This is a genomic window from Rhodococcus ruber NBRC 15591 (genome assembly GCF_001894945.1).
Taxonomy (GTDB): domain Bacteria; phylum Actinomycetota; class Actinomycetes; order Mycobacteriales; family Mycobacteriaceae; genus Rhodococcus; species Rhodococcus ruber.
Map to the genome: position 1 here is coordinate 1 of NZ_BCXE01000027.1, position 24099 is coordinate 24099.

General features: G+C 68.9%; 20 protein-coding genes. 12 read left to right on the forward strand and 8 right to left on the reverse strand.

From position 1 onward, the window contains the following. The first annotated feature begins 338 nt into the window (after positions 1 to 338). From RR3_RS18015 to RR3_RS18025, 3 genes are all read left to right on the forward strand, one after another. Positions 339 to 869: a pyridoxamine 5'-phosphate oxidase family protein gene (locus RR3_RS18015; RefSeq protein WP_017681490.1), complete on the forward strand. Its 531-nt coding sequence runs from the start codon at positions 339 to 341 to the stop codon at positions 867 to 869. A 76-nt stretch (positions 870 to 945) separates the two neighbouring features. After that, positions 946 to 2004: a glycoside hydrolase 5 family protein gene (locus RR3_RS18020; protein WP_040270295.1), complete on the forward strand. Its 1059-nt coding sequence runs from the start codon at positions 946 to 948 to the stop codon at positions 2002 to 2004. 533 nt (positions 2005 to 2537) lie between these two features. Continuing rightward, positions 2538 to 4280 (forward strand): hypothetical protein, encoded by a 1743-nt coding sequence (locus RR3_RS18025; RefSeq protein ID WP_139278879.1) that lies wholly within the window; start codon positions 2538 to 2540, stop codon positions 4278 to 4280. 33 nt (positions 4281 to 4313) lie between these two features. Here RR3_RS18025 and RR3_RS18030 read toward each other — a convergent pair whose 3' ends face one another. Continuing rightward, entirely contained in the window at positions 4314 to 5207 is an 894-nt protein-coding gene (locus RR3_RS18030) for a helix-turn-helix transcriptional regulator (protein ID WP_040270298.1), read from the reverse strand. 142 nt (positions 5208 to 5349) lie between these two features. On the opposite strand from RR3_RS18030, the gene RR3_RS18035 reads away from it, so the two are divergent. Both RR3_RS18035 and RR3_RS18040 read left to right on the forward strand, forming a co-directional pair. Next, on the forward strand, positions 5350 to 6372 hold the full coding sequence (locus RR3_RS18035) for a zinc-dependent alcohol dehydrogenase family protein (RefSeq protein ID WP_010593318.1): 1023 nt from the start codon (positions 5350 to 5352) through the stop codon (positions 6370 to 6372). Between the two features lie 80 nt (positions 6373 to 6452). Further along, positions 6453 to 7733, forward strand: a complete 1281-nt coding sequence (locus RR3_RS18040) for a multidrug effflux MFS transporter (protein WP_064065756.1) — start codon at positions 6453 to 6455, stop codon at positions 7731 to 7733. A 356-nt stretch (positions 7734 to 8089) separates the two neighbouring features. On the opposite strand, the gene RR3_RS18045 is transcribed toward RR3_RS18040, so the two are convergent. Together RR3_RS18045 and RR3_RS18050 are read right to left on the reverse strand one after the other, a co-directional pair. Then, positions 8090 to 9199: a hypothetical protein gene (locus RR3_RS18045; protein ID WP_064065757.1), complete on the reverse strand. Its 1110-nt coding sequence runs from the start codon at positions 9197 to 9199 to the stop codon at positions 8090 to 8092. Positions 9200 to 9234: 35 nt separating this feature from the next. Next, the gene (locus RR3_RS18050) at positions 9235 to 10353 is read right to left on the reverse strand and encodes a hypothetical protein (protein ID WP_248846398.1); all 1119 of its coding nucleotides are present in this window, start codon (positions 10351 to 10353) and stop codon (positions 9235 to 9237) included. A 662-nt stretch (positions 10354 to 11015) separates the two neighbouring features. Here RR3_RS18050 and RR3_RS18055 point away from each other — a divergent pair. From RR3_RS18055 to RR3_RS18080, 6 genes are all read left to right on the forward strand, one after another. After that, positions 11016 to 11345, forward strand: coding sequence for a PadR family transcriptional regulator (locus RR3_RS18055; RefSeq protein WP_040270325.1), 330 nt, complete (start codon positions 11016 to 11018; stop codon positions 11343 to 11345). A 2-nt stretch (positions 11346 to 11347) separates the two neighbouring features. Then, entirely contained in the window at positions 11348 to 11716 is a 369-nt protein-coding gene (locus RR3_RS18060) for a DUF1048 domain-containing protein (RefSeq protein WP_040270327.1), read from the forward strand. Beyond that, positions 11713 to 12507 carry an ABC transporter ATP-binding protein gene (locus RR3_RS18065; RefSeq protein ID WP_059174981.1) on the forward strand — a complete coding sequence of 265 codons (795 nt, stop codon included), beginning with the start codon at positions 11713 to 11715 and terminating at the stop codon, positions 12505 to 12507. Before RR3_RS18060 ends, RR3_RS18065 begins: the two co-directional genes overlap by 4 nt. Next, a complete protein-coding gene (locus tag RR3_RS18070; protein ID WP_059174982.1) occupies positions 12504 to 13277 on the forward strand; it encodes an ABC transporter permease in 774 nt (257 codons plus the stop codon). Before RR3_RS18065 ends, RR3_RS18070 begins: the two co-directional genes overlap by 4 nt. A gap of 229 nt (positions 13278 to 13506) precedes the next feature. Beyond that, positions 13507 to 14130 carry a GyrI-like domain-containing protein gene (locus RR3_RS18075; RefSeq protein WP_010593312.1) on the forward strand — a complete coding sequence of 208 codons (624 nt, stop codon included), beginning with the start codon at positions 13507 to 13509 and terminating at the stop codon, positions 14128 to 14130. A 206-nt stretch (positions 14131 to 14336) separates the two neighbouring features. Further along, positions 14337 to 14903: a dihydrofolate reductase family protein gene (locus RR3_RS18080; RefSeq protein WP_029539935.1), complete on the forward strand. Its 567-nt coding sequence runs from the start codon at positions 14337 to 14339 to the stop codon at positions 14901 to 14903. Positions 14904 to 15107: 204 nt separating this feature from the next. Here RR3_RS18080 and RR3_RS18085 read toward each other — a convergent pair whose 3' ends face one another. Further along, positions 15108 to 16292, reverse strand: coding sequence for an MFS transporter (locus RR3_RS18085; RefSeq protein WP_010593310.1), 1185 nt, complete (start codon positions 16290 to 16292; stop codon positions 15108 to 15110). 139 nt (positions 16293 to 16431) lie between these two features. Between RR3_RS18085 and RR3_RS18090 the strand changes: the two genes are divergently transcribed. Then, complete coding sequence (locus RR3_RS18090) at positions 16432 to 16884, forward strand: MarR family winged helix-turn-helix transcriptional regulator (protein WP_010593309.1); 453 nt, start codon at positions 16432 to 16434, stop codon at positions 16882 to 16884. A 679-nt stretch (positions 16885 to 17563) separates the two neighbouring features. On the opposite strand, the gene RR3_RS18095 is transcribed toward RR3_RS18090, so the two are convergent. From RR3_RS18095 to RR3_RS18110, 4 genes are read right to left on the reverse strand one after another with little or no spacing between them, the layout of a single operon-like run. Then, positions 17564 to 19177 carry an ArnT family glycosyltransferase gene (locus tag RR3_RS18095; protein ID WP_174557584.1) on the reverse strand — a complete coding sequence of 538 codons (1614 nt, stop codon included), beginning with the start codon at positions 19175 to 19177 and terminating at the stop codon, positions 17564 to 17566. Then, on the reverse strand, positions 19174 to 20607 hold the full coding sequence (locus tag RR3_RS18100) for a glycosyltransferase (protein WP_064065759.1): 1434 nt from the start codon (positions 20605 to 20607) through the stop codon (positions 19174 to 19176). Before RR3_RS18100 ends, RR3_RS18095 begins: the two co-directional genes overlap by 4 nt. Further along, positions 20592 to 22100, reverse strand: a complete 1509-nt coding sequence (locus tag RR3_RS18105) for an archaeosortase/exosortase family protein (protein WP_064065760.1) — start codon at positions 22098 to 22100, stop codon at positions 20592 to 20594. Before RR3_RS18105 ends, RR3_RS18100 begins: the two co-directional genes overlap by 16 nt. After that, the gene (locus RR3_RS18110) at positions 22070 to 24043 is read right to left on the reverse strand and encodes a hypothetical protein (RefSeq protein ID WP_064065761.1); all 1974 of its coding nucleotides are present in this window, start codon (positions 24041 to 24043) and stop codon (positions 22070 to 22072) included. The genes RR3_RS18105 and RR3_RS18110 overlap by 31 nt, the downstream gene beginning before the upstream one ends. Between the last annotated feature and the right edge of the window lie 56 nt (positions 24044 to 24099).

A 24099-nucleotide genomic window follows, 5' to 3' on the forward strand; every position in this document is an offset into this window, starting at 1 on the left:
CGCACGGGCACGCTGTCGGCGCAAATCGATCGGACCCCGGACGCCGAGGCGGAGCGCCGTGGGTTTCGGCGCGTGTCACACCGTACGCGTCGGAGGGTCCCCGGCGGTCCTGGCGGAGACGCCGGGCTGCCGGTTCCTGGCAGCGACGCCCACGGTCCGGCGCGAACCGGACGAGGCCCTCGTCGTCGAATGGCCCGCCCGATGCGTCTTCGATACGGACGAACAAACCTGACAGAAGGTGTCAGGGTATCGGTGCGATCATCGTTCCGCCGATCGGCGCTGACCGTACAGACCGGCCAGCCCGGCGAGACGAGACGACGACACAGACGGGAACCTGCATGCAAGAAACTCCGGAAGAGCTCCAAGAACTCCAAGCCCTCCTCGATGTCTCGCTGTCCCGATCCACCCCGCATCTGCGTTCGATCATCAACTCCGAAAGCACTCTGGCCGCAGGGCAACTCACCCAGATCCTCAGCGGCATGTGCACCCTCGCTCTGTCCACTGTTACAGCAGGAGGAGAACCGCGCATCAGTGGCGCGGACGGGCACTTCCTGCACGGAAAGTGGCACTTCGGCACGGCGCGCAGCGCCGCCAAGGCCCGCCATCTCGCCGCCCGGCCCGCCGTCAGCGCCGCGCACATGCGCGGCGAGGACCTGGGAGTGTTCACACACGGCACGGTCGAAATCCTCAACCCCCAGGACGGCAAGCCGGCGGCGGATTGGCTGGACCTGCTCGCATACTTCAAGGACTACTATGGCGACGACCTCTTCGACTGGGACAACGACGTGGTCTACTACCGGCTTCATCCGCACTGGATGACCGTCTACGCCGCCGACATCACGAAGCTCACCGGGGCGTCCCGGTCCTGATTCGGACCGGCCCTCACCTGCCGTCGACAGAGCGGACGGTCTTCCTGCCGGGCCGGCAAGAGGCTACCGTTCGCGCATGCGTGCAGCCGTGGTCGTCGCCTGTCTGATCGCGGCGACCGCATGCGCGCCACCACCGCCACCCGAGGCGCCGGAGCCGCCGCCACCGGCGCGCGTCGCCGTCGACCACCGCGGCTTGACCCTGGACGGAAAACCGTGGTGGCCGACCGGGCTCAACGCGTATCAGCTCGCCTCCGACTGGGACGTCAACAGCGGCTGCGGCGCGCAGGTGGACCTGGATGCGTACTTCTCGTCCCTGCCCTCGACGTCGCTGACCCGGTTCAACGCCTTCCAGGCGCTCGCCCTGAACCGGGTGACGGGGACGCTGGACTTCTCCGCGATCGACGCCGTGTTCGCCGCGGCGGAACGAAACGGGCAGCTCGTGATGCCGGTGCTGTCCCCGCAGGACGGCGCGTGCGGCAACGAGCTGTACAAGGACCGGGCCTGGTACGAGCACGGCTGGACCACGCGTCGGGCTCCGTACGCGGTGAGCTTCGCGGACTGGGTGCGGCTGGCCGTGGACCGATGGCGGGTCTCACCCGCGCTCGCCGCGTGGGACCTGCTGGGCGAGCCCGAGCCGGGCGTGTGCGGCGACGAGGCGTGCAGCCTGCCGCGACGTTCGTGCCCGGCCGACTCGGCGCAGCTGCTGCGGTCGTGGACCGACGCGGTCGGCCGCATCGTGCGCGAGACCGATCCGCGGCACCCGATCACCCTCGGCCTGATCGGCGGGGACCAGTGCGGCAGCGCCGGGGACGGCTACGCGCAGCTCGCGCAGTCGCCCTACCTGGATGTGTTGCAGTACCACGACTACGACGACGCGGCGTGGCTGCCGGTGCGCCTCGGCCAGGTCACCAAGCCGATCCTGGTGGCCGAACTCGGCATCGAAGCCGGCAGTTGCCTGTCGCTCACCGAACGTGCCCGGCGGGTGGACGAGGTTCTGACCGGCTACCGCGAGGACGGTGCCGCCGGCGCGTTGCTGTGGGCGTTCGTGCCCGACCCGCGCGGCGACCAGTGCACCTACGACATCGGCCCCGGCGACCCGGTGCGTGACGTGCTGGCGCGGCATGGGAGCCGCTGACCTGGCCGTCGAGTCGTTTGTCGAGTCCGGGCGGTCAACCACTCGAGGTTTGAAGAGGCTGCTCCGGAGGCGAATACAGTTGATCAGCGCAATGCACTCGACAGCGGGCGCGAACCCGCATTCCTCCTGCAGCGGTCCGGCTGCAGTGGTCCGGCTACTTCACGGAGGACGGAACTTGTCGTCTCTGGGGAGCAGGTCCTGCCGGTCTCCGTCCCGACCGTTCGGCCTCCACGAAGAACCGGAGAACCAGCGCCCCCGCGTGTGCGACACCGGGGTCGACCCGGATCCGCGCAGAGCCGGCCCCCATCCGACGGCGGCCCGGCGATCCGGTGCGGGACATGCTTCCCGGCACGGATCCGCTGAAATGCGCCGTGTCGTCCCACGAGTGCACGGACGTGCGCCCGACCGTCGTCTAGCATCGAGCCACCGTGCGCCGGGTCGCTCGAACGGACGTGTCCGCCAGACGGATACGGCCGAGACCCGGGACGGCGAGCCCGCGGCCGCGGTGCTCCGGCGAAGGGGAGGACTGCGGTATGAGGCGATCCCGGGGGTTCTGGTCGGTGGCGACGTTCCTGGCGGTGTCGATGTCGGCGTGCTCCACCGAGTCGCCGCCGTCCGAACCGGCGGCGCCCGATTCCGCGCCGGCGCACCTCGCGTCGGCGCCGGTGGAAGCCGGCGGGGTCGAGCTCACCGCGGAACTACCGGAGGGGGCGGTCACGGTTGAAGGGGCGGCCGGGGTGGCGCCGGTCGGCACCGAGCTGGTCGTCGATGCGCTCGACCCCGTCGACACCGGCGACGACGCGGCACTGCGCTTGAGTCGGCCGGCCGCGTCGATCACCCTCGGAGACGGGCAGCAGCCCGAGTCGGCGTTGACCGTCCGATTCCGGATTCCGGACGGTGACGACACGTTCGACGGCCTGACCGACGATCAGCAGCCCGTCGTGGTCGCACGGAGTGATCGCAACCCGGACGTCTCCGAGCTGCTGCCCGCGACGTGGGACGAGGCCACCCGGACACTCTCCGCCGAGACGACGCACCTGTCGGAGTTCCGTGGCGGACTCGTCGACTTCTCCGAGATCCGGCAGACCGTCGAGGAGAACGTGGAGGGCTTCTTCGGCACGTCGATCGACGAACCGGCGTGCCACGGTCAGCCGGTGACGATCGGCGAGGTCACCTACGATGCGATCACCCCGGGTGAGAAGGTCGTCTACCCGTGCCTGGCCGAGGAGAACGGCAAGCTCGTGGTGTCGCTTCACTCGAACTCTTCCCTCGGCTGGATCGCCCGGTCGACGCCGTCGCCCACGGAGCGGGCGGAGACCACCGAACTGTCGGTGGGTGCAGCCGGTAACTCGATCGTCTACGGGTCGATCCTTGCGTCCGACGTCGGCGACGGCGCGTTGCTGCACCCGCTGGGCGTCACCGATCTGGTGTACGACACCGCCGACGTGCCACGCACGATCGACCTGCGCGTGCACGCCGCGATGTCGCTGGTCGACGCCGCCGCGCACGGCCTGTCGATGGTGTGGGGTGGGAACACACTGCTCGAGATGATCAACCCAGGTGACATCGTCGCCACCTTGGACTGCATGGGCGACCCGATCACGATGGAGGGCATCGTGTCGGCAAGCGACCGGGAGGCAGGGGACCTGAGCCGCAAGGCGATCGAGTGCACCACCACCGCCGGTGGGTGGGCCGTCAAATCGCCCAGCTTCTCGCCGGCCGGCACCGCGCGGGAGGCGTTGGGCAGCTTCGTCACCGGGATCGGTTCGCTGCCGAAGAGCGCCGGCTTGCTGGGGTCGATGGTGCAGGGGCTCGGCGGCGAATTCACCGGCCGCAACTCGGCGACGGTCGTCCTCCGCGCCCGCGGCGGCGATGCGGTGGACATGTCGGACGTGCCCGAGGAGGTGTACGCCATCGACCGTTTCGAACTCGACAACCAGATGACCGAACCGGTCCGCGCGGGCCGCAAGATCGGACCGTACCTGTATCAACTGTCGACCGGTGCGGACCCGGCCGTCGAGGTGTCGTACGGGTGGTCGGCCCGCACCGGTGACGATCGGTACAGCGGGGAGCACTGCCAGATCACGGTCACTCTCACCGGCCCGGACGGGGAGCGTCACGAGGACCACAAGTCCGCCCGCTGCTCCGACGGGTACGCGTCGTCGTTCGGTGGACTGACGAAGTTCCGGGTCACCACCCCGGGTCAGTACACGCTGCGGCTGCAGGATGCCGTCACCGGTCTGAGCGCGGAGTCGACGTTCAGTGTGGAGCGGTGAGACGGGCCGACGCACTCGACGCGACGGCTCGGGTCAGCTGGACGGTTCGCTCGCCGGGTGGGCCGGCAGGTGCGTCGCGGCCCAGCTGGCGAGCAGCTTGAGCCGGTCCTCGGAGTCGGTTGCGGGTTCGGCGGTGTAGATGGTCAGGTCCAGGACCCAGTCGTCGTCCGCGGCCAGATCGAGGGAGTGGTAGACGAGGTCGAGCGTTCCGACCACGGGATGGTTGAACTGCTTGTTCCCGGCGTGGTGGATGCGGACGTTGTGGGCCGCCCACCGGGTGCGGAATTCCTCACTGAGCGTGGACAGTTCGCCGACGAGCTGGCGCAGGTCCTTGTTGTGGGGATCGCGGCCGGCTTCGGCGCGCAGCAGCGCCACGGTGACGCTGGCGGCGCCGTCCCAGTCCGGGAAGTAGTCCTGGGCGCCCGGGTCGAGGAACTGGAACCGGGCGATGTTGGCGGGTCTGCGGTCGTCGGTGAACAGCGGCGAGTACAGCGCGCGACCGAGCGCGTTGGTGGCGAGGATGTCCATGCGTCCGTTGCGGACGAACGCGGCGGAGGCGGTCATCGAGTCGAGCATCCACTGCACCCGCGGCCGCACTTGGGCCTGCTTGCGGGCGCGGGGTGCCCGGTGGGTGGGTCGGGCGGCGCGGGCGAGGTCGAACAGGTAGGTGCGTTCGGCCTCGTCGAGCTGCAGTGCCCGGGCGACCGCCTCGAGGACGTCTTCGGAGACGCCGCCGATGTGACCCTTCTCCAGGCGGGTGTACCACTCGGTGCTCACCCCGGCCAGCACGGCCACCTCCTCGCGCCGCAGCCCGGGGACCCGGCGGCGCCCGCCGCCGGCGGGCAGCCCGACCTGCTGCGGGGTCAGCCGGGCCCGCCGGGTGGCGAGGAAGCTGCGGATGTCGGCGCGGTTGTCCACGCCGTCCACGGTACGTCCGGTGCGTCGCCGAGGGAGGTTGCGCTTGTACCCCCCATGAACGCGACCTCCCGCGCGGGCGGTGCGCGGGGTTTCATGGAAGTCGGCCCGGAGACATGCCGGACCTCGAGTTCGACCATCAAGGAGCACCGTCATGCGAGGAGCAGTTCTGCACGCCCCCGGCGACGTCCGCGTCGAGGAACGCGACCGTCCGTCCCTCGTCGAACCCACCGACGCGATCATCCGGCTGTCCGCGACCTGCGTGTGCGGCTCGGACCTGTGGCCCTATCGCGGGGTCGAGACCTACGACGGCCCGATCCCCATGGGCCACGAGTACGTCGGCGTCGTCGAGGAGATCGGCGAGGACGTCACCAGCATCGAGGTCGGCGACTTCGTCGTGGGGTCGTTCTTCGCGTCCGACAATACCTGCGAGATCTGCCGCGCCGGCTATCAGAGTTCGTGCGTCCACCGGGTGATCATGGGCATGCTCGGGTCCCAGGCCGAGTTCCTGCGGGTTCCGCTCGCGGACGGGACGCTGGTGGCCACACCGGGCATGCCCGACCCCGACCTGATCCCGTCGCTGCTGGCTGCCTCGGACGTCCTCGGCACCGGATGGTTCGGTGCGGTCGCCGCCGAAGCCGGACCGGGCAAGACCGTCGCGGTCGTCGGCGATGGCGCCGTCGGCCTGCTCGCGGTGCTCGCGGCGAAGCAGCTGGGTGCCGAGCGGATCATCGCGATGAGCCGCCACGAACCGCGCCAGCGGCTGGCCCGCGAGTTCGGTGCCACCGACATCGTCGTCGAGCGCGGCGACGCGGGCGTCGCCCGGGTCAAGGAGCTCACCGGCGGGCTGGGGGCGCACTCGGTGATCGAGGCCGTCGGCACCCAGGAGTCGATGATGCAGGCCATCCGGTCCACTCGGCCCGGCGGGCACGTCGGCTACGTCGGCGTCGCGCACGACGTGCAGCTGCCCGGCGACGAGCTGTTCTTCTCCCACGTGCACCTGCACGGCGGTCCGGCCCCGGTCCGGCAGTACCTGCCCGAACTCGTCGACCTGATCTGGAACCGAAAGATCGACCCGGGCAAGGTGTTCGACCTCGAGTTGCCACTCGGGAAGGCCGCCGAAGGCTACAAGGCCATGGACGAGCGAAGCGCCATCAAGGTCCTGCTCCGCCCCTGACCCCGACCGCCACCGACCGGCGGCCACCACCTCGAGTCTGCCGCACGGCCGACTCACAACTCATCAGGAGCCGTTCGTTCATGCCTGCCTCCCTGACCTCGGACCGCCACGACGACCACCGGGTCGCCGTGGGCAAGGTCGGCAGCGTTTCGGGCCCCGGAACCGGAGGTCGGGCGCTGGGCGTCGTGCTGAGCCTGCTCACCGTCTTCGGCCCGATCTCGATGGACCTGTACCTGCCGGTCCTGCCCGCGCTCACCGCCGACCTCGGGGCGAGCACGTCGGCCGCGCAGCTGACCGTCACCGCGTGCCTGCTCGGGCTCGCGCTCGGGCAGGTCGTCGCGGGTCCGCTCTCGGACCGGTTCGGCCGCCGTCGCCCGCTGCTGCTCGGCGTCGCTGCCTACATCGTGGCGTCCGCCTGGTGCGCGGTGAGCCCGACCATCGAGATGCTCGTCGCGGCGCGCCTGGTGCAGGGGTTGACCGGCGCGGTCGGCATCGTCATCGCCCAGGCCGCCGGCCGGGATCTGTATTCCGGCGTCCGGCTGCTGCGCTACTACGGCCGGCTGACGATCCTCGGCGGCCTGGCCGCCATCGTCGGCCCGGTCATCGGTGGACAGCTGGCGACGGTCACCGACTGGCGGGGCACCTTCGTGTTCCTGGCCGTCGTGGGCGTGGCCATCCTCGTCGCGAGTGCCGTTGTGCTGCGTGAGACGCTGCCGTCCGGCAGCCGGCGAACCGGTGGCCTGGCCGACACCGGGCGAGTGTTCCGCCGGTTGCTGGCCGACCGGGTGTTCCTCGGCGCAGTCCTCGTCACGGGGTTCGTCAACGCCGCACTGTTCGCCTATCTCAGCGGCGCCACTTTCGTGCTCCAGGGCATCTACGGCCTGTCGCCGCAAGGTTACTCCTACGCTTTCGGGCTGAACTCGTTGGGATTCATGGTCTTCGGCTTCCTCGCCGGACGCACCGCGGAGCGGTGGTCCGTCCGGGGCACCCTGGTCGCCGGTCTGATCATGGTGGTGGCCGGCGCCGGTGGGGTGTTGCTCACCGCCGCTGCGGATCTGCCCCTGGCCGCGATGGTCGTCTCACTGCTCATGATGGTCAGTGGGGTGGCGGTCACGACACCGCCGTCGACTTCCCTTGCACTGGAGAACTATCCCGACGTCGCCGGTTCGGCCGCCTCACTGCTCGGGCTGGCCCGCTTCGCATTCGGCGGCCTCACCGCACCCCTCGTCGGCCTCGCCGGTCCGGGGACCGCGGTGCCGCTGGGCGTCGTCACCGTCACCGCGGCCCTGCTCGGGGTCGGCGGCTACGTCCTGCTCCGCCGACCGGCAGCCGACGTGCCGGAACGCGCTGCGTTCACCTGACCCTTCAGCCTGCCCGGCGTCACCGCGATCCTCAGCCCGGGACTACAACCCTGTGCCGTCCCGCGACACCTGAGCGCGTACCGAGACGCACTCGAACAACCCACCTATGGAGGCCCGGTGAACACGCGCAGCCGTCGCCGGGACGTTTTCACCTTCGGGCTGGTCATCGTCATTCTCGCGGTGACGACATACCTGGACCCGCCGTACGCGTAACCGCCGGCCTATCGAGCAGGTCGGTGATCGGCACCCGAGGGCGCGACGTGAGGCGTAGGAGAATTGGAAAGCTCGGCCGCGAAAGAGTCTCGGTTGGTGCACACCAGTGTCGACTCTTTGCCTGAGCGTCACCCCGACTGTCGTCAGATCCACCGCTTGTACTGCTCCACCGGCATCAACTTCGGGAAGAACTCACGTCGCAGATCCTTGATCAACGATGCATAGTTCGAGTCTTCAGTCTTTGCGGCGATGTCCAAACAGTGGAACGCGGCATTCAACGGATCAGGCTTCACCGCTGTGGAAACAACGTGCATCCCCCGTAGAGCGGCAGATACCTCGGCATTCTCGACATCATTGCCGGTGACGGTCGTGTCGATAGCCGGATCGTCGTCGAATGCCTGCCGCAGTGCCTGGGACTCGTGTTCCCCGAAAGGGTGCGGTAATGGCTCGTCCCGATCCAAGGCGGCCAGTGCCGGGCGAATCCATTCGATCTCTGCGATGCCTGCAGTGGTATATGCCCGGCGTGCTGCCCAGGCCGCGATGCGACGCAGTTTCGGGGACCGAGCACGGGTGATCGCATCGGCCAGGGGGCGGTCGAGACCGGCGATGCCCATCGCGTAGTAGTTGGCGCGGAGCTTGTCCGATGGCGGCCGCCCACCCCATCGGATGGCTTCGTCCTTCGCCCACTGGGCCATCCGGTCGTATCCGTACTTGACATAGAGAGTGGCGTCGCCGGCCGGATCGGGATCCCACCAGTTGCGCTTGGGATGGGTGACGATGCTCTGGTCCCACGCGGCATCGCACTTGTGCAACCGCGCCATCTCTCGCGGTTGCGTCGTCTGCCAAACCTGAACCAGGTAGTCTTCCGTCGGTTCGGTGACGGATTGCCCGGTGTAGGAATCACGTCCGCGGCCGAAAACCCGGAATCGATGCGGACCTCGTTTGATCGGCAGTTTCTGGAAGTCCGGAGCTTTCATTCCGTCCAGGGTGAGCACGTGTGCCGAGGCGGTGAACTCGACTGTGGCTTCCTCAATGACGCCCCATCCTTCGATACCGACCGGGGCCTCGGGTTCGCTGTCGAGGACATCGACGGTCAACCGGACCGGTCCCGAGGCGATGCCGGTCATAACCGTAGCGAAATTCGGGCCAACTTCGATGACGCTGCCGGTTTCCTCCGGCAGGTACGTTTCTCCGGTGGGTGTGCCGAGCACGAATTGGTGGTGGTCCGCGATGACGATTCCGTGTTGGATCACGACGAGACCGTATCGCGGGTGGTGACGCCCACGATTCAGGCGAGGTGTACTCGTTGCACCGTATTTCGTGACGATGGATCGACCAGCCACATCCCACCTGCGACGATCCACATTCGTCCTTCGCCGTCGTACGACACCTCCGGGTACGGCGAGAAGACAGCCAGACGGCACTTCAATGCAAAGGTGACCGGGTCGAGCACCGACAGCAGGCAGTGCCAATCACTGAGGGGGTTCGGTTCGACACTCAGGTCACCCCCGGGATGCACGACCCATACCCACGGCCCGGCCGTTCCGCCCACAGATCCCCTGATCGGAACACTCTCGACCTCACCGGCTGTCAGATCCGGCCGGATCGGTACCTGTCGTCCTCGCGGGTCGACCAATCGTCGCGGATCGTTCCCGACGAAGAACGTGCCCGTCAGCCGGGTGAGCGGGGGGCCGAGTCGGGTGCGCCCGTCCGCATCGATGACGAACAGCCTCGAGAAGTCGCCGTCGGTATCGGTGTCCGTTCCGGGGTGCAGCACACCCATAAATCCGTCTCTGCCAGGGTCCACGGCGCCTATCCGGCCGTCGAGCGGCTCGAGCTCCTGATGCCGTCCACCGGGCCACTGCAGGCTCACCGAGGTGTGCTCGCCGGTGCGTCGCCATGACAGCAACACTCCGTTGTATGCGGCAGAGCCGATGATTGGTTGCTCGTCGATCCGGACGACGGATCCGTCGAGACTGCAGCGGAAGATTCCGTCCCGTCCGACCACCCAACATCCATCGTCGTCGGCATGTACCCAGCGGGGGCGGTGTGCACGCCCGGCCAGAATCGCACCCGGAAAGCGGTATTCGCGCACAGTGCTCGGTTCTCGCAGTCGGATCACGGTGGGCAGTTCGCGATCGACCACCCACACATCACGGTCATGGGCGGACACTGCGGCCGGGACGATGGTCGGCCGTACCGGTGGTGGCGGCACATCGTCGAGATCGAGGTCGACCAGCACCCCGCATTCGCGAACCGCGTCCTCCGCGGGTGACTCGGCTGCCGTCGGGTTGGTGTCGTCGCGGAACACTCCGGTCGCCGCCTCCACTTCCCGGAATGTCCGGGTGCCGGGGATCGGGATCCACCGTGGGTGACGTTTCGGTTCGGTGGGAGGTTGTTCGAGCATCTGGTAACTGTCGGAGACCACTCGTGCTCGAAGGATCCGGCCCGTGGCGGAGCCGGTGGTGGCATAGCCGAGATCCCCGAACAACCGGCCGGTCAGTCGCTGCCTGCCGACCGTGGGGCGTCGGCTGTACCAGGTGGCCGTCCACCCGTCACCGCGTAGGAACAGTCGCCATTCCCACCACCGTTCCTCATCGGGAAATGCCGGCGAGGGAGCGGGTTGTCGTAGCGGGACACCGTCGTCGAGTGGTTCGACGTCGACCTCGACGGTGACGATGCTCGGATCTCCTGCGTCCGGTGGTGTCTCGGCGAACAGCAACCAGTACTGTCCGATCTCCCCGACTTCAGGTGGCGCGACCTCTCCATCGCAGATCGCCAGCTCTGTCACCAGCACCGACAGCGTCCGGTGCGGACGGACGGGCCCACGTGATGTCGGCATGCGGCCAGTGTGCCATCACACCCAGGGCCCGGACCGCAACGAACGAGGCGCTTCGGATCGAACTCCCTGAGCCGCAACAGCTCACTACCCCTCCACGTCGTCCTCAGTGGCAGGTTCCGCGTGTCCGGCAGGGTCGAAAATTCTCCCACTACTGAGTGTTGTCACCTACCAGTACTCAGTGTTACTTTGTACCGGTAGTCAGCGACACCAGGTACCGGGAGAGAGTGATGGGTAAGCAGGCGACCGAGATGCTCAAGGGAGTCCTCGAGGGCATCGTGCTCGCGATCCTCGCGACACGGCCCGCCTACGGGTACGAGATCACCACACAGTTACGCGAGCAGGGCTTCACGGACATCGCGGAGGGCACCGTCTACGCCCTACTCGTCCGGGTCGAGCAGCGAGACCTCGTCGACGTGGAAAAGGTTCCATCCGAGAAGGGCCCGCCGCGCAAGGTGTACACCCTCAACGCGCGGGGGCGAGACCAACTCAGCGAATTCTGGAGGAACTGGAGCTTCCTCGCAGAACGTATCGAACAGCTGCACGAAGGAGAGAAGTGATCATGGCCGCCAGATGGATCGAATTCCTCACCGGATCACTCGAGCAGAAGAAGCAGTTCAGGCGGTACAAGGCCCGGATCGAGAAGCTGCCGGAACCCTACGCAAGCACCGCGAAGGCCTTCCAGCGGTACCTCACCTACTACGGTGGCCTCACCGACGGCGGCACCCTCGTGACGATGCTCGGCGACTCCGCCGACCTGTGGGAGCGCGCCGCGGCCGACGGAACTCCGCTCCGGGAGATCGTCGGCGAAGACCCCGTCGAGTTCGCCGAGACGTTCGCGCAGGCCTACACCGGCGCGCAGTGGATCGACAAGGAGCGTGCTCGATTCACCAAGGCGATCGAGGACGCCGAACGTAAGGAGCAGCGATGACCACCGCGATCAGCGTCAAGGGCGTCGAGAAGTCGTACGAGCAGTTGCACGTGTTGCGCGGCGTCGACTTCGAGGTCGAGGCGGGCAGCATCTTCGCGTTGCTCGGCTCGAACGGCGCCGGCAAGACCACGCTCGTGAAGATCCTCGCCACGCTGCTGAAATCGGACGCCGGGCAAGCCGCCGTCGCCGGCTTCGACGTTGTCGACGACGCCGCCGACGTACGCGAATCGATCAGCCTCACAGGCCAGTTCGCCGCCGTGGACGAGATTCTCAGCGGCCGGGAAAACCTCGTGCTGATTGCCAAACTGCGCCATCTACCCGATCCGCGGGTGGTGGCCGACCAGCTGCTCGAGCGCTTCTCACTGACAGCAGCCGGGGACCGAAGGGTCTCGACGTACTCGGGAGGCATGCGCCGGCGCCTCGACATCGCGATGAGCCTCATCGGCAACCCGCCGATCGTGTTCCTCGACGAACCCACCACCGGGCTCGATCCGCAAGCGCGCATGGAGGTGTGGCAGGTCGTTCGAGACCTCGCCGCACGCGGCACGACCGTCCTCCTGACCACGCAGTACCTGGAGGAGGCCGAGCAGCTCGCCGACCGGATTGCGATCCTGCACGAGGGCCGGATCATCGTCGACGGCACCCTCCCCGAACTCAAGCGCCTGCTTCCCCCCTCGAAGGTGGAATACGTCGAGAAGCAGCCCACCCTCGAAGAGGTCTTCCTCAGCATCGTCGGTGGCGGCGCCGGCGTCGAAAATCCCAGTGCCACAGATGGAAAGGAACCGAAATGACCACCCATGTCGTCGCCGACACCGCGGCCCTCACCGGACGATCCCTGCGCCACATCACCCGCAGCCCCGACACCATCATCACGACCGCGGTCACGCCGGTGGCCATCATGTTGCTGTTCGTGTTCGTCCTCGGCGGCGCCATCGACACCGGCGCCGGAACGGGCACAGCCGCGTACGTGAGCTACCTGCTGCCCGGCATCCTGCTCATCACCGTCGCCTCGGGTGTTGCGTACACCTCGGTGCGACTGTTCAACGACCTGCAGGGCGGCATCGTGGAACGATTCCAGTCGATGCCGATCTCCCGGTCCTCGGTGTTGTGGTCACACGTCCTGACCTCACTGGTCGCCAACCTGACCGCACTGGCCATCGTCGTCGGGTTCGCCGTCCTCATGGGGTTCCGTTCCGGGGCAAACATCCTCGAATGGCTCACGGTCGCCGCAATCCTCACCCTGTTCACGCTGGCGCTGACCTGGCTCGCGGTCATCGCCGGCCTGTCGGCGAGCACCGTCGACGGCGCGGGGGCATTTGCCTACCCGCTCATCTTCCTGCCGTTCGTCAGCTCCGCCTTCGTGCCCACCGAGTCGATGCCGGGCCCGGTGCGGGCATTCGCCGACAACCAGCCCGTGACGTCGATCGTGAACGCGGTCCGCGACCTGCTCACAGGCCAGCCAGTGGCCGGCGACCTGTGGGTGGCCCTCGCCTGGTGTGCCGGCATCCTGGTCGCCTCGTACACCGCAGCGGTCATGATCTACCGACGCAAATTCTCCTGACCTTCATCACGGCGGAACAGTTGCAGCACGCCCCCTTGACCCTCTCCACCTGACGCCGCAACTCTCCAGACCGCTCGACCAGCCCAGATCGACGATCGAATCGCCGCGCTGCCCGCGGTCCAGAGAGCGGATCCGCATCTTCCGCCGCCCGCGCGCGAGGTGTTCTCGCACTCACTCAGCCTGCTCGAGGCGGAAAGGACGTGGCTCGCAGCGCGAGTCCGGGTACCCGATGACGGAGAAGACTGATTTCAAAAGGACCCTCGACGCCTATCAGGCACGACGGGGCAAGTTCCGCCTGGTCGACGTACCGACGATGCAATACCTCATGGTCGATGGCCGTGGCGACCCCAATACCTCGCCCGACTTCGACCGGGCAGTCCGCGCTCTGTACCCCGTGGCGTACAAGCTGAAGTTCGCCAGCAAGCGCGATCTGGACCAGGACTACGTCGTTCCGCCACTCGAGGGATTGTGGTGGGCGGACGACATGGATTCGTTTACCGCGGCGCGGGACAAATCACGATGGGACTGGACCATGATGATAATGACGCCGGACTGGATCGACCACGCGATGTTCGCCGCGGCCGTCGAACGCGCCGGGGCCGGGAATCGGCCGCAGGGCCTCGACGACGTCCGCCTCGAGACGCTTCGCGAAGGCCGATGCGTGCAGACACTGCACGTCGGCCCCTTCGACGACGAAGCTGACGTACTCGCGCAACTTCACGAAGAGTTCGTCCCGGACAACGAATTGCGCCTGACCGGAAAGCATCACGAGATCTATCTCACCGACTTCCGCAGGACCGCGCCCGACCGACTGCGCACCATACTCCGACAGCCGGTCGCCCCAATCCTCTGACACCGAACGAGAGCACGATCTCGTCGAGTCCGGTCAGCCGGCGCTGCCGCCGGTGCCACTCCGGCATCGGTCGGCGATGAACCGGAGGCGGCGCTTCCGGCCTGCAAGTGGGAGGAGGTCGCCTGACGCTCGTTCGTCCACAACGATTCGGCAATAACTTGTGCGGCGTCGCGATGAGTTTCGCCCTCCGGGGCAGTCTGATCTGCATGGGCAAACTCATCTATGGCTTCAACGTGTCGGTGGACGGGTACATCGCCGATGCGCAAGGGAACATCGACTGGAGCGATCCGAGCGAAGAACTGCACCAGTACTGGAACGACTTCGAGCGGGAGACCGCCCTGTCGTTCTACGGGCGGCGGCTCTACGAACTGATGGCTGCCTACTGGCCGACTGCCGACAAGGCCCCGGACGCCACCCCTCTGATCGTCGACTTCGCCCGCATCTGGCGCGACATGCCCAAGGTCGTGTTCTCGCACACCCTGGAGTCCGTCGAGTGGAACTCCCGCCTGGAACGCGGTGACCCGGTCGAGGTGGTGACGAAGCTGAAAGCCGAAACCGACGGGACGCTGGAGGTGGCCGGCGCGACGCTGGCCGCACCGATCGTGCGGGCGGGACTGGTAGACGAGTACCGGCTCGTGGTCGCCCCCACCGCCGTGGGTGGCGGCACCCCGTTCTTTCCGACACTGCCGTCATGGATCTCGCTGCGACTGTTGGAGAACCGCACCTTCCCGGGTGGCACGGTCCTGCTGCGCTACGAGGCGAAACACGACTGATCGGCCATACACCGCCAGGCGAGGTGCGGATGCACTACGCGATACACGACTCGAGCGGCCCGCAATTACTGCTGCTGGACGGCGGCCGCGCGGAGTTACGAGAACGCTCTGGCGAAGTCGTTCTTCCAGAGCCTGAAAGACCGCTACGCCAGTCCGATCGGCGAGCCTCGGCGGGCCGGTGGACGCGAGGTCAGCGGGCGAGGGTCAGATGTTCACGAGCGTCGAGTCCGCCGGCGCTTCGGCACTCGGCCGATCCATCGCCGTGGCGATCCGCAGCACGACGAGGCCGGCGGCTGTGACGACTGCACCCATCCAGATCGGGGAGGTGAAGCCCAGGCCGGCTGCGATGGTCAGTCCGCCGAGCCAGGCACCGAGGGCGTTGCCCACGTTGAAGGCGGCGATGTTGGCGCCGGAGGCCATGGTGGGGGCGGCGGAGGCGTAGTTCATGATTCGCATCTGCAGGCCGGGAACTGTCGCAAAACCGAAGGCGCCCATGAGGAACAGCGAGACGATCGTCATGGTCCGGTTGTCGGCGGTGGCGGCGAAGACGACCAGGACGGCGGTCACCAGGACGAGGATCCAGGTCAGCGCCGGGGTGAGGGCTCGGTCGGCTGCCTTGCCGCCCAGGTAGTTTCCGACGAACAGGCCGGAGCCGAAGACGATGAGCAGCCACGGCACGCTGGACGTGGCGAAACCGCTGACCTCGGTCAGGGTGAAGGCGATGTAGGTGAAGGCGCCGAACATGCCGCCGTAGCCGAGGACGGTCAGCGCGATCGAGAACCAGACCTGCTTGTTGCGGAACGCGTGGAGCTCGCCGCGCAGGCCGCCGTGCGTGGCGGCAGGGGGAGTGGCCGGCACCAGGGCGGTGATACCGACGAGCGCCGCCACGCCGATTGCGGTGATCGCCCAGAAGGTCGAGCGCCACCCCAGTTGCTGACCGAGCAGGGTGCCGAACGGAACTCCGAGGACGTTGGCGATGGTGAGGCCGGCGAACATGATGGCGATGGCGCCGGCGCGCTTGGAGGGTGCGACCATGTCCGCAGCCACGACCGATCCGATGCCGAAGAACGCGCCGTGGCACAGGGCCGCGACGATGCGTCCGCCCATCATGACCTCGTACGACGGAGCGAGGGCCGACAGCAGGTTGCCGACGATGAACAGCACCATCAGGGACAGCAGGGCCCGTTTCCGGTCGAAGCGGGTGAGGGCGGCGGTGAGCAGGATCGCGCCGAGGGCGACCGAGAGCGCGTACCCGGAGATGAGGTAGCCGGCGACGGACTCGCTTACGGCGAAGTCCGCAGCGACCTCCGGTAGTAATCCCATGATCACGAATTCGGTGAGACCGATCCCGAATCCGCCCATGGCGAGGGCGATGAGGCCTGAAGGCACGTCGAGTTCCTTTCGAAGGTCTGCGCGTCAGCGCATAGAGCGCGTGTGCAGTAGTTGCAGACGCCTCATAAATAGTTGCACGCGCTCTATACATGCGCAAGCGGGTAGTATCGGCGAGGGCAGGAAGCGAGGAGGCGACGTGGGCATTGCGGACGACGCGGTGGAGATCCGCGCGCAAGGTTGGCGCACGCTGGCCGCGCTGCACGGGGCGCTCGACACCGAGCTCGAACGCGCCCTCCAGCAGCGGCACCAGCTCTCGGTGGTCGAGTACACCGTGCTCGACGCGCTGAGCCGGCAGGACGGCTGGCACATGCGGATGGCGCAGCTCGCCCGTGCGGCCGCGCTGAGCAGCAGCGCGACGACCCGGCTCGTCAATCGTCTCGAGAAGCGCGGATTGCTCACGCGGATCCTGTGCGAGGACGATCGCCGCGGCATCTACACCGAACTGACCGCCTCCGGGCGCGAGCTGCTGGACAGTGCGCGTCCGACGCACGATGCCACCCTCGAAGCCGCCCTCGGCGAGGCGTGCGAGATCCCGGAGCTGGCGCCGTTGGTGCGCGCATTGCACGAGCTGCCGCCGAGCCCGCGCTGATCCCGGTGCTGTAGACCCGGCACTGGGGATCCGTGCCGGTGCGCGTCGCCGGATCGAGTACACGTGTTCGGGCGCGGCAGAGAAGATTTCGGGACGGCAAAGCAGACGGAGACCCTTCGGGTCCCTGACTCGTCGGCCCCTTCCCCAAGCAAACCCACGGACCATGCCCCGATACCGCGTCTCGGCCAGCACGTGTGGCCGCCTGCCGAAAAGACAAGCGGCTGAGCTGGACCCGGTCGGACGTGTCGACCCGTACTCGATCGGGTGCCCGGTGCCGTTCACCGGGACGAAGGATTGCCGGATGCGGTTGGTTAGCGTCGGACCCGCACGGAAAACGACGTGACCGCGTGCGCCTCGGTCACCGGAACGGCCCTCGCACGCACGCAGGGAAACACCGATGGCCCCGGACCCGGCGGTCGGGTGCGGGGCGGGGTGCAGATCAGGTCGTCGGCGGGCTCGCGCAGGTCAGCGCAGCGGACGACGCCACGTCGGGGCGTGTGGCACGCGGCCACTTGCGGGGATACGCGCCGGGAATCGGCGTGTGGATACAATCCACCTCACGGTGCATGACAGCTCCTACTGTCTTGTGCCCAGACCCCGGTTCGGTGTTGGCGCACCGGCCGGGGTCGCCCCGTTTTCGGGGTCGGTGCAGCGATGGTGGCACGCTGCCCGCCGCGCGTCAACCGATCCGGTACAGACGCCAGGTCGGCTGGTTGTCGCCGTCGTTGGGGATCTCCAGATCGAGGGTCGCGATGTCGGCGCCGTTCTCGAAAACGGTGGGGTAGCGGCGGTTCACCGCATCCGAGACGCCACGGCCCTCGTTCGGCACGGTCAGCAGATAGCGCACGCCGTTCGCGGCGGGGTCGTTGAGGATGCGGGTGAAGTCGGCGTCGGAGGGGACGACGAACTGCTCGGGCCGGTCGGTGGCGGTGAGCACCGCGAACCCGTACACGGTGTCCATCACCACCGAGCCGTCGGGCAGGTCGAGGTCGTCGAGATAGTCGGCGACGCGGCGTTCCGTGCCGAACGAGGCGATGATCCGGTTCTCCTGGTCCCGCAGCTCCGACGTGTCGTCCGGGTCGGGAAACAGCACGGTGCGCAGCGCATGCTGCTCCTGCGAGAGGTTCGCATCGCCCATCGCGACGAACGTGACCGGCACCGACACCGCGAGCGCGAGCGCCCCGACCGGCGCGAGGGAGCCGCGGTCCTGCGGGCGCACCGTCGCGTGGGCGCCGAGCCGCCGCGCCCGCAGCTGCCCGCGACGGGGCGCGAGCTGCACCACCCACATCGCCGCCAGCGGCACCGCGGCCAGGTAGAACCGCAGGAACGGGAACGTCATGCCCCGGAAGTACGACAGGGCCGCGAACGCCAGCACCGCCCCCAGCACCACGAACGGCACGACCGGCTCGAAGTCCCGGCGGCGCCACGCCAGCACCGCGACGACCGGCGCGAGCAGCGGCAGCGCCGGCCCCAGCACCAGGATCTCGGCGACGGAGAACGCCAGCGCCGCCAGACCCCCGGCCGAACCGCCGCCGCTCTGCTCGAGGATCGCCGCATTGCCGTACGACGACGAGAACTGCTGCAGCGCTTCGCCGGTGATCAGCCAGCTCGTCGCCGCCCACACCAGGAACGACAACGCCACCGGCGACGCGACGAGGATCGCGTCGAGCAGCGCCGGACGCCAGCCGCCCGTGCGCCACCGCGTCACCGCGACGACGAGGACGGTGACGGCCGCGCCGACGGCGAGCGCGTCGTACCGCGCCAGATACGCCAGGCCCACGGCGATCCCGGCGACGGCGAGGTCGTGCACGTCGTCGGTGCCGATCCACCGCACCAGCCGGCGCGCCGCCCAGCACAGCAACATCAGGAACGGCGCCTCGCTCATGCCGTTGGCGCCGTAGTACACGATCATCGGGTTCAGCGCGAACAGCGCCGTCACCGTCCACACCAGCCACGGCGACGCGCCGCGGTCGCGGGCGAACAGGTGCACCTGGGTGACCGCCCCGGCCATGAACGGCGCCGACAGCGCCACCGCCGTGATGCCCCACCGGGTCAGCGCGGGCCACCAGTCCGACAGCGCCACCAGCGGCAGCTGCAGCAGCGCCGTGAGGGGAGTGAACACGAACCCGATCGCCGCCAGGTGCGGGTCGCGGCTGTGCAGGGCGCTGCGCGCGGCCGCCACGCGGCTGAGCGAATCGCCTTGGAAATAGGCCACATCCAGCGCCAGGTACAGGCCCACCGCCGCGTACAGCAGGCAGGACAGCCAGAACACCCGGGCGGCGCTGCTCCTCATGAGGACAGCCCGTGGAAGGTCTTCTCCCAGTAGGAGGGATTGCGGATCAGCTGGTAGGTGCCCTTGATCGCGGCGACCGACATCATCAGCCAGTACAGCGGCACCGTCAGGCACGCGAACCACAGCGCCGAGTTGCCGGTCTCCCGGCACGCGACCAGGTTCATGTACAGCACCGCGGAGTTGCCGAACACCAGGGAGATCAGCGCCGGGAAGTACACGTACCAGGGGAAGATCTCCTCGACCAGGAACGGCTGGCCCAGCAGCCAGGAGATGGTGATCAGCCAGAACACCATGTTCAGGCACGCGATGATCGGCGTCCCGGCGAGCAGGGTCGTGAACCGGAGCATCCCCACGGTGCCGATGCCCCGCCACAGTTGTACGGGCCGGCGCACGTGCACCAGCCACGTCTGCAGATAGCCCTTGTACCAGCGGGAACGCTGCCGGATCCAGTTGATCGGATCGCTGTTGGCCTCCTCGAGCGTCGTCGAGTCCAATACGGCCGTACGGTAGCCCGACTCGGCGATGCGCACCCCCAGGTCGGCGTCCTCGGTGACGTTGTACGGATCCCACGCGCCGATCTCGTCGAACACGCTGCGCCGGATGTGATTCGACGTACCGCCCAGCGGAATCGGCGAATTCGAGCGCATGAGCCCGGGCAGCACGAAGTTGAACCACAGCGCGTAGTCGGCGGTGAACCACCCGGTGAGCATGTTCTGGGTGCCGTTGTGGAACGCCAGCTTCGCCTGCACGCACGCGACGTCGTCGCCGAGCCGGTCGAACGCCACCGCCACCCGCCGCAACTGCAACGGATCGGGCAGGTCCTCGGCGTCGAAGATGGTGACGACGTCGCCGGTGGCGAAGTGCAGCCCGTAGTTGCACGCCTTCGGCTTGGTCCGCGGGTCCGCCGCCGGCACCAGCAGGATCTCCACGATCTCGCCCAGGCCCGCCTCCCGCGCCGCGGCGATGGTGACGGCGTCGTCCTCCTCGAGCAGCAGCAGCACCTGCAGCTTCCCGGCCGGATAGTCGATCGCGGTCATCGCCGCGATCAGGTCGCCCACCACCTCCGGCTCGTTGTAGGCCGGCACCAGCACCGTGTACGTCGGCAGGTCCTGCTCGGGCACGGCCCGGGCCTCGTCGTCGTCGACGGTGAAGATCGCGTCGCGCGCCAGGCCGCGGGAGAACAGCAGCAGCCGGTCGGCGAGCGTGGCGATGTACCCGGCCGTGCACACCGCCGTGAGCACGGTCAGCGTCGGGATCGTCGCGAACACCAGCGCCAGGATCACCACCGCGACCAGGCCCAGCGTCAGCCACTTCTGCCACGGCACGAACGCCACCGACGCCGACGACAGCGGCCGCTTCTCCCGCAGCCCGTACACCGCGTCGTGCAGCGCCGCGGCCTTGAACTCCTCGTCGACTAGATGCCGCGCCACTGCGCCTCCACCAGTTCACGGCCCACCTCGGTGAGCATGTCCAGGTCCTTGTACTCGGGGTCGGAATCCTCCACCGACGCCCGGCCGCGCAGGAACACCGACAGCAGCGCGCTCGCGTTCGACGCCATGTTCGGTGTGGGCTGGGGGAACGGGGCGTCGAGCTCGTGATTGTCGACGGTCATCAGGCTCACCCGCTGCGCGAGGACGTCGCCGCGCGTCCACACGAAACTCATCAGGCTCCACGTCAGCAGTAGGTCGTCGTCCACGACGGTGAAGAAGTCGGCCTGCACACCCCGGCCGAGGTCCACCCGGATCTTCGGGCTCACCCGCGCCTGCCCGAGGTCGTACATGGTGTGGACCGGATACACCTCGAACACCCCCACCCGCCGCACCTGCAGGGTCTGCACCGCGACGGTCCGCGGGCGCGAGAGCCGGTCCCAGTCGGCGCGCGGCTCGACGGCGCGGATCATCTGCCGGCGCAGCTGCGCCGTCGACCCGAAATACCGTCGCGGCCAGTCGTAGTCGACGGACCCGATCTGATACCAGCCGACGGGGACGACCTGGCTGACGGTGCCGCTCGGCGGCGGACCCACCGACACGGGCGTGAGCTGCTGATCGGGCAGCGGCGCAGCGGCCAGCACGACGGTCGCGGGCACGATGAGCAGCAGCGCGCGGGCCGCCTCCCGCGGCGACACCGGGTTCGGCGGCAGGGTCCGCGGCGCCAGGCCCCGGTACCGGTACAGGTAGAACGCGGCGCCGACGACGAGCGCGGCCACCGCCGACGGCACGATCTGCGCGACGGCGACCCGCGCATCCGGGTAGCGGGTGGTCACCACGACCAGCAGCGCCAGGCCGAGCAGCATCGTCGCGCCGAAACCGATCAGCGCGCGGCGCCGGGTGCGGCCGACCGCGACGGCGATCGCGACCGAACCCAGCAGCACCATCAGGAACCCGGCGGCGAACTTGCTGCCCCCGAGCTGCACGAGCACCGCCCGGTAGGCCAGCGGCGAGGTGCCCAGCAGCAGCAGCCACACCGGCCAGTAGCGGGAGGTCACCCGCAGCCCGAACAGCAGCACACACATGCCGATCACGAACAGCCACGCGGACAGCACGTCGAGGTGCATCATCTGGTAGTTCGGCCCGTACCGCGGCAGCAGCAGCCACTTGACCGCGATCGCGATGAGCAGGACGGCACCGCCGACGATCCGGTCGGTCTGCCGGTCGTGGATCGGCAGCTCGCCGCGCCGGCGCCGGGTGACGCCCTCGGCGGCCAGCACCGCGAACGGCGGCACGAGCGCCACGTAGCCGCCGCCGGTGCCGCGGGCGACCTCCTCGGACAGCGCCAGCCACGTGGTCCGGTAGCCGATCAGGGTCGCGGCGACGATGATCGCCCAGCGGGCGCTGGTGTGCGCGAACAGTGCGGCGCGCTCGGTGGTCGTCACGGTGCTCATGGCGGATCCGATCAGTGCGGGCGCGGCCGGCCGCGACGCCATCGCAGCGCGCCGATCACAGCCGCGACGAGACCGGCGGCAAGGAAGAGGCCGCCCCCGACGAGCACCCACGTCGTCGAGACGCCGAGGGACTGCTGCGACGTGGTCTCGGCGGCCGGGTCGGTGAGCGCGAGTTCGACGGGATCGCGGTCCGCGGTGGTGAACAGCACGTCACCGTCGAGCTCGGCCCAGCGTTGCGGTTGCGCGGCGAGCCAGCCCAGGGTGCGGTCGAGTTCGGCGGGCACGTCGGTGGCGGCGGCGACGAGGACGGCGCGCTCGCCGTCGCGCGCCACCTGCAGCGACGCGAACTCGACGTCGGTCGGGAAGGTGACGGTGGTGGCGTCGCCGGTGGCCGGGTCGACGAGGTCGAGGGTGCGGCCCTGCGTGCCGGCCAGCGGCAGCTCGAGCTGCTCGGGGACGCGGCCGTCCGCGGCGACGACGATCGCGGGGGTGCTGCCGGTGGCGGCCTCGTCGAGGCTCACCCACTCGGGGTCGAGCGGCACCGACGTCAGACCCTGCAGCCCGGCCACGAGCGCGACGGCCCGGGCGGTGTCGGCGATCCCGGCCTCGGTGGCGGCGACGTTCACCTTCGGCAGCAGCGCCTGCGGCAGCGACCGGAACCCGCCGGGCTGCGGCGGATCGGCGGGTTCGGTGGTGACGCGGCTGCCGGCGTCGACGGTCAGCGTCATCGGCTGCTGCAGGCCGCACTGGTGGGTGCCGCCGGTGGAGCGCAGCGACACCACCACGTCGGTGACCCGGCCGAGCACGGTGTCCGGCACGGTGATCCACCGATCCAGCCGGCCCGTCGCGTCGGCGGGCCACGAGTCGACGACCGTGTCGCCGACCGTCACCGACACCAGGCCGCCCTCGGTCGTGGGCAGCGGGGTGTAGGAACCCTGCAGGTTGATCCGCAGATTGTGGGACGGCCGTCCCAGACGGGTCTGGTCGATGCCGAGCGGCACCTCCACCACGCCGACGCCGGTGTCGGTGAGGCCCCCGAGACCCAGTTCGGCGAGGGTCGTCGCGTCGGGGGACAGCCGCGGCGGCAGACCCAGCGTGCCGACGGTGGCGGCCGAGGCCACCGCGACCGACGAGATGTCGCTCGTGACGAGGCGGGCCTGGTTGCGCAGCGCGTCGGCGTTGCCCGTCACCGCCAGGGCCGGAGCGCCGCCGGGCACGTCGACGAGGGCGGCGGCACCGGCGCCGTCGGTTTCGACGATCGCGATCTGCCGGGTGAACGGCCCGGCCGGGGCGGGCGGCACCGCGTCGTCGCCGGGCAGGGTCTGCACGGTCACCCGCAGCGGCCGGCCCGTGTACTGGGCGGTGACGGCCGCGGTGAGATCGAGTGCGGTGGCCGACTCGGCCGGGGTGGGGTCGGCGGGCAGCGACAGTTCCAGCGACTCGAGGATCGGCGGCAGGAAGTCGGCGACCACGGCCGGCGGGGTCGGGGCCCCGGTGTAGCGGACGCGCCCGTCGCGCAGCACCACCGACCGATCCGTCCAGTCCTCGGGGCAGATGCCGTCGAACGGCAGCAGGTGGACGGTGAGGGTGACGGTGACGGCCCGGTCCACGACCGGTGCCGCCTCCAGGGGCAGCGAGACCGGCACCAGGGTTCCGGCGGCGGGCAGGTCGATGCGGGCCAGCAGCAGGCCCTGCGACTGGACGTCGATCCAGCCGCGGGAGACGTTGGCGGGCATCTGCACCGTCGTGTCGAACGCGGCGGGCCGCAGCCCGTCCGGCACCGGGACGGTGAGGGTCGCGGTGTCGCTGTGGCCGCGGAAGGCGACGGTGTCGCCGAATCCCAGGGTCTGCGTGCCGAAGACGACGTCGCCGGGCGGGTCGACGGGGTCCTGCGCGGCGGCAGGAGCTGCGGCCAGCACGGTCAGCGCGGCGAGGGCGGGAACGAGGAGTGCGTGTCCGGCACGGCGAATTGTCTGGGTCGGCACGTCGGGGACTTTACGGTTGATCGGTACGAAATGTGGGACAAGTGGAGCAACATCGC

What these genes read in the sequence shown, in the direction of transcription:
- RR3_RS18015 (WP_017681490.1), top strand. Translation starts at nt 339, where the DNA reads ATGCAAGAAACTCCGGAAGAGCTCCAAGAACTCCAAGCCCTCCTCGAT.
- RR3_RS18020 (WP_040270295.1), top strand. Translation starts at nt 946, where the DNA reads ATGCGTGCAGCCGTGGTCGTCGCCTGTCTGATCGCGGCGACCGCATGC.
- RR3_RS18025 (WP_139278879.1), top strand. Translation starts at nt 2,538, where the DNA reads ATGAGGCGATCCCGGGGGTTCTGGTCGGTGGCGACGTTCCTGGCGGTG.
- RR3_RS18035 (WP_010593318.1), top strand. Translation starts at nt 5,350, where the DNA reads ATGCGAGGAGCAGTTCTGCACGCCCCCGGCGACGTCCGCGTCGAGGAA.
- RR3_RS18040 (WP_064065756.1), top strand. Translation starts at nt 6,453, where the DNA reads ATGCCTGCCTCCCTGACCTCGGACCGCCACGACGACCACCGGGTCGCC.
- RR3_RS18050 (WP_248846398.1), bottom strand. Translation starts at nt 10,353, where the DNA reads ATGCTCGAACAACCTCCCACCGAACCGAAACGTCACCCACGGTGGATC.
- RR3_RS18055 (WP_040270325.1), top strand. Translation starts at nt 11,016, where the DNA reads ATGGGTAAGCAGGCGACCGAGATGCTCAAGGGAGTCCTCGAGGGCATC.
- RR3_RS18060 (WP_040270327.1), top strand. Translation starts at nt 11,348, where the DNA reads ATGGCCGCCAGATGGATCGAATTCCTCACCGGATCACTCGAGCAGAAG.
- RR3_RS18065 (WP_059174981.1), top strand. Translation starts at nt 11,713, where the DNA reads ATGACCACCGCGATCAGCGTCAAGGGCGTCGAGAAGTCGTACGAGCAG.
- RR3_RS18070 (WP_059174982.1), top strand. Translation starts at nt 12,504, where the DNA reads ATGACCACCCATGTCGTCGCCGACACCGCGGCCCTCACCGGACGATCC.
- RR3_RS18075 (WP_010593312.1), top strand. Translation starts at nt 13,507, where the DNA reads ATGACGGAGAAGACTGATTTCAAAAGGACCCTCGACGCCTATCAGGCA.
- RR3_RS18080 (WP_029539935.1), top strand. Translation starts at nt 14,337, where the DNA reads ATGGGCAAACTCATCTATGGCTTCAACGTGTCGGTGGACGGGTACATC.
- RR3_RS18095 (WP_174557584.1), bottom strand. Translation starts at nt 19,177, where the DNA reads ATGAGGAGCAGCGCCGCCCGGGTGTTCTGGCTGTCCTGCCTGCTGTAC.
- RR3_RS18105 (WP_064065760.1), bottom strand. Translation starts at nt 22,100, where the DNA reads ATGGCGTCGCGGCCGGCCGCGCCCGCACTGATCGGATCCGCCATGAGC.